This is a genomic window from uncultured Paraglaciecola sp., from assembly GCF_937123705.1.
Lineage (GTDB): Bacteria > Pseudomonadota > Gammaproteobacteria > Enterobacterales > Alteromonadaceae > Paraglaciecola.
On sequence record NZ_CAKZKO010000184.1, the window covers coordinates 1 to 7,417 of the forward strand.

General features: G+C 40.2%; 8 protein-coding genes. All 8 read left to right on the forward strand.

What is annotated here, in order from left to right:
* The coding region (locus tag Q0688_RS23320; protein ID WP_299082967.1) for a flagellin at positions 1-336 on the forward strand (336 nt) is incomplete at its 5' end.
* A 25-nt stretch (positions 337-361) separates the two neighbouring features.
* Positions 362-1,171 carry a flagellin gene (locus Q0688_RS23325; RefSeq protein ID WP_299082969.1) on the forward strand — a complete coding sequence of 270 codons (810 nt, stop codon included), beginning with the start codon at positions 362-364 and terminating at the stop codon, positions 1,169-1,171.
* Positions 1,172-1,319: 148 nt separating this feature from the next.
* On the forward strand, positions 1,320-1,820 hold the full coding sequence (locus tag Q0688_RS23330) for a prepilin-type N-terminal cleavage/methylation domain-containing protein (RefSeq protein ID WP_016794285.1): 501 nt from the start codon (positions 1,320-1,322) through the stop codon (positions 1,818-1,820).
* Positions 1,810-2,415, forward strand: coding sequence for a type II secretion system protein (locus Q0688_RS23335; protein ID WP_299082974.1), 606 nt, complete (start codon positions 1,810-1,812; stop codon positions 2,413-2,415). The genes Q0688_RS23330 and Q0688_RS23335 overlap by 11 nt, the downstream gene beginning before the upstream one ends.
* On the forward strand, positions 2,415-3,182 hold the full coding sequence (locus Q0688_RS23340; protein ID WP_016788313.1) for a PilW family protein: 768 nt from the start codon (positions 2,415-2,417) through the stop codon (positions 3,180-3,182). Before Q0688_RS23335 ends, Q0688_RS23340 begins: the two co-directional genes overlap by 1 nt.
* Before the next feature lie 16 nt (positions 3,183-3,198).
* Entirely contained in the window at positions 3,199-3,579 is a 381-nt protein-coding gene (locus Q0688_RS23345; RefSeq protein WP_299082979.1) for a hypothetical protein, read from the forward strand.
* Positions 3,569-7,321, forward strand: a complete 3,753-nt coding sequence (locus Q0688_RS23350; protein ID WP_016788311.1) for a DUF6701 domain-containing protein — start codon at positions 3,569-3,571, stop codon at positions 7,319-7,321. The genes Q0688_RS23345 and Q0688_RS23350 overlap by 11 nt, the downstream gene beginning before the upstream one ends.
* Positions 7,322-7,335: 14 nt before the next feature.
* Positions 7,336-7,410 (forward strand): DUF6701 domain-containing protein, encoded by a 75-nt coding sequence (locus Q0688_RS27690; protein ID WP_321187992.1) that lies wholly within the window; start codon positions 7,336-7,338, stop codon positions 7,408-7,410.
* Positions 7,411-7,417: the final 7 nt, after the last annotated feature.

Consider the following 7,417-nt stretch of genomic DNA (forward strand, 5'->3'; position numbering starts at 1 on the left):
ACTGATACTTTTGCTGCGGCTTTCATCGCCACTGGAATAAGTGTTTCTTCTCAAGTTAATGCACAAGTTACTTTGGCTGGGATGGATTCATTAATTGCAGTTGTTGATAAAAAGCGTGCTGAGTTAGGTGCTGTACAAAACCGTTTTCAATCTACTATTCGAAATCAATCAAATATTGCTGAGAATTTATCAGCAGCGAAATCACGTATCAAAGATGCTGACTTTGCAGCAGAAACAGCTTCATTGACGCGTAATCAAATCTTGCAGCAAGCATGCCAAACAATACTAAGTCAAGCGAATCAACGACCACAAGCTGCATTGAGCTTATTAGGTTAATATTGATGTCTATTGGGGGTAAATTATGGCTCTCTATGTAAGCACCAATATAAGTAGCCTATTTTCTCAAAGAAATATGGCAGGCGCTATTAATGAAATGGATGTTAGTTATAAGCGCTTGTCAACAGGGATCAGGATAAACAGTGCAGTTGATGATGCAGCTGGTTTGCAAATAGTAAACCGGTTGTCATCGCAAGTACTTGGATTGAATCAAGGCAATAGAAATGCCAATGACGGCATTTCTTTAACTCAATCTATTGAAGGCGCTATGGAAGAGGTGTCTACTATGCTTCGTAGAGTAAGGACACTAGCGGCACAAGCTGCAAATGGTTCAAACTCTGACGAAGATCGACTGGCGATACAAGAAGAAGTTAGGGCATTATCTTCAGAGGTTAATCGCATAGCGGCGGATTCGACTTTTGCACAAAATAAAATACTTGATGGAAGTTTTTCTACCTCTATTCAAGTTGGTGCGGATGCAGTCCAGATGATTTCTTTTGATATGAAGTCAGTAGGAGGAAGCGCAGCAACTAATAGTCTTACAATCAACGGTGGCTTCACTTTGTCAGGTATTGCGAGTGTTGCGAGTGAAATAAGCAATCAAGGGTTAACTAGTTTAGCTGCAGGAGTCTCTAATGTATCGGGTGTTGCCATTGGTGTAAATGATGATTTTCAAGTGATTGGTACGGTATCTGGTGCCTCTCCAACGGCAGTTACGTTTGGTATTGAAAACTATACAGCTAAATGTGTTCAGTATGTAGAAGCAACTTCAGCAGCAGTTGCGACAGTAAGTGTTGTTGATAATGGCACAGATACGCTATGCCAAACGCAGTAGAATTGTAGTGATTTAAAATCTGAAAGGCCGGCATTAGCTGGCCTTTTTCTATTTACTACACATAAATATCAAAACTATTCATATACATAAGATCGTTATCTTCGTTATCTTGTATAATCAGTATTCGCTAGGCAGTTAGAGGCTCATTATGGATAACAGCCCCACATCCAACGGCTTTACTCTGGTAGAGCTGATCATCGTCATTATATTGATTGGTATTGTTTCCCTATACGCATCTACCCGTTATGTTGGCTCCTCTTCCTTTTCAACCTACCTTGTACAAAGCGAAGTATTAGCTTCATTACGATTAGTACAAAACCGTGCGATGAATCGTTCCGATTATTGTAACCGTTGGCTGTTAAATTCAAACCAAACTCAAGCTATTCAAGCCTCTCCGTCTAACGCGGAAGGTATTTGTACTGAACAATTTCCTGCTGATGTTACTGATTCCAGTTTTGTTGATGGCAAACAGAATAAAGTGACGTTTAAGCTACAAACTGATATCAATGTTTCGTACCTTGATTTTGATAGTTCGGGTCGAGCTCAGCAATGCTTAGTATCGAATTGTCAGATTGAGATATCTTCGACTGTCAACGATGATTCAATTTCAGTGTGCATTAATACTGAAGGGTATATCTATGGATGTTAAACAAAAAATCCGCACCCAAGGTTTTTCCCTAATAGAAATGATCATTGTGATTACTCTTATTGGTTTTGCTCTTGCTGGACTTACCGCGTCTTTGTACCCGCGTTCAATTCAGACCGCAGAACAAATAACATCAGTTAAAGCTGCAGATCTTGCTCGCTCAGTACTTGATGAGGTAATGGGTCGCGGGTATGACCAATTTTCCGGCGTGAACGGAGGAGTGCCTGAATGTGCAGTCTCAATAATCTCAACTCCAGGTCAACAACTGTGCACGTTACCCAATGATTTGGGGCCTGACAGCGGAGAAACTGACGCTAGTGGTATCCTGGTAAAGAGCTTGGCTAATGATGTTGATGATTTTCATGGTTTAAGAGGGCGTGTTGAAGATGTTCTTGATAGCGATCTCAGTGATGCGGGTTATCGCAATTTCAATGTCGAAATCGATGTGTTTTATGATACTGCTGTTGTTAATGACGATACGGTGATGATGTCTGGAAAGCCATCTATGATCCGAACACACTACAAGAGGGTTGAAGTTGTGATTATTGATTCTCAGGATAACCGCTATCCTTTTTCTGCGATTAAAGGGAATTTCTAATGCGTGGTTTTACACTGATAGAGATGATTATTACTATTCTTCTGCTTTCTATTGTTGGTCTATTTTTGGGGAATGTTATTCAACAGGGTATGGGGATTTATGTTGATAGCACAGCTCGTGAAGCTTTGATACAACAAGGTAAATTTGTCACGGAGCGAATGACTCGAGAATTAAGAGAAGCCGTCCCTAACAGTATTTTAATTGAAAATGATTGTATTGAATTTTTGCCGATCATCAATAGTGCTATTTATCAAGAACTTCCGGCGCCAGAGGCGAAATCAGCAGTGATACGGATATTGCCAATAGACAAAAGCATTTATCAAGGAGAGCGAGTTATAGTTTATCCTAACGACCCGAATTCGATGCGTCTTGATCCAGCGATAGAAGGTCAAATTGCAGAGGTGAAAGAGGATGTGGACTTCACTACCTCTGCAGCGGTGATGGTCAATGTTGAATTGACTCAAGCAACGGGATTTGAAACCAGCTCTCCAAGTAAACGTCTCTACTTTTACCTTACTCCTGTTGCTTATTGCCACGTCAATGCTCGTATCTTTCGTTATGCTGATTATCCATTGTCTCGAATGTCCTTATCACCAGAATCGCTGGGTAATGGTGTTTTGATAGCTGAAAATGTAAAAGATGCCGCTTTTCAAAATTTGGCACCAGAATTAGAAAGAAATGGTTTGGTGAGGTTTGAGTTATTGTTTGCTGATAAAGGAGAGGAGATTCAGTTTGTCCATGATGCCCTTATCTATAACGCTCCGTAAACAAACGGGGGGAAGTTTGATCCTAGTTGTCTTCATACTAGTGGTTATGGCTTCGGTTGCGATGGTTGCTAATCAGAACCAACAACGTAACAGTGAGCAATTGATTTCAACCCTGATCGGTACTCGGGCTGAAATGGCTGCGCGATCTGGTGCACAAATAGAAATCAGTCGTTTTTATCAAACCCCGACAGAAGACAGTTGCCATACTTCTAATACAAAAACTATAAGCTTTGAAGGTGAAGGGTTGGCGCAATGCAAGGCGGAAATTCATTGTAACTCTATTGGCGTTTTAGATAATGGTATTAACGTATATCAACTAATATCTAAAGGAAGCTGTTCGGTTGGGGATTGGGTCTTACAAAGAGTCGTAGAGGTTGGTATTCGTGATGATAAGTAGATTTTTTTTGAGCTTAGTGCTACTTGGCGTATCTTCATCATCATTCGCTACGGATTATGTCCTTCAAATGAACCTCCCAACTTGTACTAGTAATAATTGGTCCGTTACTGGCAATCAATATACATGTAATTATGGCATCGTTAAGCTTGCTAAAGGGGATACTCTTTCATCTGCGATAGATATTCAATTAACCGCCGATGGCGGTTTTCAATTTGAAGGTAATAACAAAGTAGGTGATTCTTCCGCGACTATCGACCTAAAAGCGAGTTATGGTAATTTTGAATGGAAAAATGATTCCAACAACCTTTCAGAGCTGTTGGGTAGCTTTGTTGGTAATAGTACACCTGTTAATTTTGATTCAGTATTTGTTGAAGGCTCCATTGAGACTGGAGGTAATATTGAAATCCACAATAGCAATGTTATCGGATCGATTGATTCTAAAAACAACGAGGTAGAGATCACTGACTCTAAACTCTTCGGTAGCATTACCGCAAGCAATGAGGTGGTGATAAGTAATTCTGGGGTAGATGGTGACATCACCAGTAAAAACTCCCGTATAACGATGGAACGCTCTGAAGTTGAAGGGAAGGTTTCAACTAAAAACAAAATTGTTGTGGAGGATTCGGCGGTGTCTGGTGAACTGACCAGTACCGATGAAACCATAACGATTGAAAATTCTGAAGTTGAAGGGGATGTTTCAACTAAAAACAAAATTGTTATTGAAGGTTCTCAGGTCTCTGGTGACATTACGAGTTCTTCTGAAACTGTGGAGCTCGATGACTCTTATGTTATTGGTGACGTTCAAGCAGGGCAACCTAACTGGGGGACGGTTTATGTCAGTAATGGAACGGTCGTTGATGGTACTTGCTTGTATCAAACCGTGCCAGAAAATGCGTGTGGAATAGAAGAACTACCTAATCCGATTGCTCGATATCATTTAGATGAAGCATCCTGGAATGGCGCAAATAATGAAGTAGTCGACAGTTCTGAAAATCAATTACATGGACAAACTGTTAATGGTTTAACAGCGCAGCCATCTTCTGAATTCTCTGCCATACCGACTATTAACTCTCTGGGCACCTGTGGCTTCGGTGAGTTTATCAATAGTTCGAATCAATATATTAATGTACCTCACGATAACATATTAAATTTAGATAAAGATTTTACGATTTCCGTTTGGGTAAAACCCACTAGTTATCCAAGTTCTGGATTGCATTCTATTGTCTCAAAAGATAACAACTATGAGTTTCATTTAAACTCGTCAGGCCAAATATTTTGGTGGTGGCAAGATAAAAACAAAAATGGAAACGGAAGTGCTCAAACGAGAACATTAACAAGTGAAGTCAGTATTCCAATAAATGAGTGGTCATTTATTACGCTTAGATACGACTCTGAAAGTTATAGCAATAATAAATCTATGGCTAGCCTATTTATTAATGGAGAAGAAAGAGGAGAGCTTTTAGTAAATGCAAATCGAAAATTAGTAAATAATACTAAGCCTTTACAAATAGGCCAAGATCAGAACTTTTCAGGACGGGCTTTTGATGGTTATATCGATGAGGTTGAAATATTTGATAAGCCATTAAACAACAATGAAATATTTCAATTATATAGCCAAACACACTTATGTTCAGATGAGCCAGAGAATTCGATTGATCACTTTGAATTTGATCATTCAGGCAGTGAGTTAACCTGTAATGCAGAAGAAGTGACTATTCGTGCCTGTGCTAATGAGTCCTGTTCAGAATTGGTGACTGAAGATGTTGATGTGACTTTATCGCCTGAAATTGTAACCGGTGGTGGAGGTTGGGTTGGCGGCAATCAAATTCAGTTATCTGGTGGTACAGGCATATATTCAGTTCGCAAGAATACGGCGGGTAACTTGAGAATTGGAGTCATCCAATCTGATCCTGCTGTGATTCCTAGTGGGGAAACATTGTGTTCGAGTGCAGGAGGAGCTTTAGGAAGCAGCAACTGTAACATTGAGTTTTATAGCAGTGGTTTTATCTTAAACGTCCCCGACAAAATAGCCGACAGACCAGTAACTGGTCGTATAAAAGCAGTAAAAAGCTCCGATGATGCTCAAAAGTGTTTACCAAGCTTTCAGAACACTTCAAAGAATATCGAATTTTTTGGGCAGTACGTTACCCCCGATTCTTCTGTCATTATTGGTAGTCCTACTATTGGTTTAAAAGTTGGCAGTATTGAAAAAGATCTGGCAATGAGCAGTGTTTCCCCAAAAATATTTACCGTTGATTTTGATAATGATGGGGAAGCAGAGTTTGATGTCAGTTATATTGACGCAGGAAAGTTACAACTTAATGCTCAGTATGAAGGTTCTGATGATGAACTTGGATTGGATATGCGAGGGAGTGCCCAGTTTGTCAGTTTCCCTAAGCAGCTCAATATACAAGCTAGAAATACAGCTGGAAATAGCGGCTCCTGTGTAACCGAAGATTTAAGTTGCTCCGTTTTTGCGAAAGCCGGTGAAGCTTTTACATTAAATATTTGGGCTTCGGGCGATACAGGAGTAGTTACTCCTAACTTTAGCTCACAAGATATTGCTTTGAGTCATGAACTTAAGGCTCCAGTCGTTACCGGTGCAGAGCCTGGTTTACTTGGTAATATCTCTTACAGTCATACCATAATTAGTTCTGGCATTAACTCTGTCGCACAAAGTATTTCTGAAGTGGGGGTTTTTAACTTTTTAGTTGAAGAGTTACCTTCCTATTTAGGCAGTAACTCTTTTACGATTCAAGGTGCGCAGACTGGTTCTATTGGGCGATTTATACCTTATTATCTTCATCTAGATAGCAACACTCCGAGTTTTACTGAAGCTTGTTCAACTTTCACTTATTTAGGACAAGCTATGGAGTTCAGTAGCTTACCTGAATTAACTGTTACGGGGCGGTCGTTTGATAACGTGGGCAGTAATGGAGAGAAAGAAACGCTTAATTATAAATTTGGCGGTTGGTGGCGATATGCTAATCCTTGGAACTTTAGAACTTTTTGGGCAGAAAGCTCAACATTGTCTATTACTGATACCGATTCTAGTAAAGTTGTAAAAACCCAAGGCTTTGCTTGGCCGGGACAAGTCACTTTTGATTCTAATCTTCAATTGGCAAGCTTAGAAGAGGCTCAAATAGCTTATGTGAAACCATTGACTCCCTTAGGACTAATCAATGAAGGGATTGTCGTTCGTTTAGCTGTTAATGACACAAAAGATCTTGATGGTGTTTGTTATCAAACTAATGGAAGTTCTTCTTGCTCCGGTTTTGATTTTTCAGTTTCAGATGCACAACGTCAACGCTGGGGGTATTTAGCGATCGCAGATACGTTTGGCCCAGAAACGTCAAGAGTGCAATCTGTTGTAACAAGCTACTACTTTGATGGCTCAAGCTTTAAAACGAATACCAGTGACTCTTGCAGTGACTTTTCGGTCGTGGATTTGAGCTTTGATGTTGGTAATGATTCAAGTGCTCTACCCATTGGAGGTGGTGTTACCGCTGCTACCATAGAATCGAGGCCTGTTATTCAAAATGGCGAAGGATATATATCTTACAGTGCGCCTGGTGAAGGGAATCGAGGGGCTCTAGAAAGTTCGCTTGGCTTTGAGTCGTTTCCGTGGTTGAGAAATGATTATAACCAAGATGGTATTTTTGACGATACTATATCTTCCGAAGTTCGTTTTGGTTTGTACAGAGGTAGTGATCGAGTTATTTGGTGGAGTGAACAAAACTAATCTCACTTGTTGTATTGTGCACATTTGGCATCTACCGCGGTAACGATCGTGTGATCTACCGAGGGGAAAGTGGCTTAACAGGTCAGTAATAATATA

Excerpts from the sequence above, each read along its gene's own strand:
- Q0688_RS23325 (WP_299082969.1), top strand. The coding sequence starts at position 362 with ATGGCTCTCTATGTAAGCACCAATATAAGTAGCCTATTTTCTCAAAGA.
- Q0688_RS23330 (WP_016794285.1), top strand. The coding sequence starts at position 1,320 with ATGGATAACAGCCCCACATCCAACGGCTTTACTCTGGTAGAGCTGATC.
- Q0688_RS23335 (WP_299082974.1), top strand. The coding sequence starts at position 1,810 with ATGGATGTTAAACAAAAAATCCGCACCCAAGGTTTTTCCCTAATAGAA.
- Q0688_RS23340 (WP_016788313.1), top strand. The coding sequence starts at position 2,415 with ATGCGTGGTTTTACACTGATAGAGATGATTATTACTATTCTTCTGCTT.
- Q0688_RS23350 (WP_016788311.1), top strand. The coding sequence starts at position 3,569 with ATGATAAGTAGATTTTTTTTGAGCTTAGTGCTACTTGGCGTATCTTCA.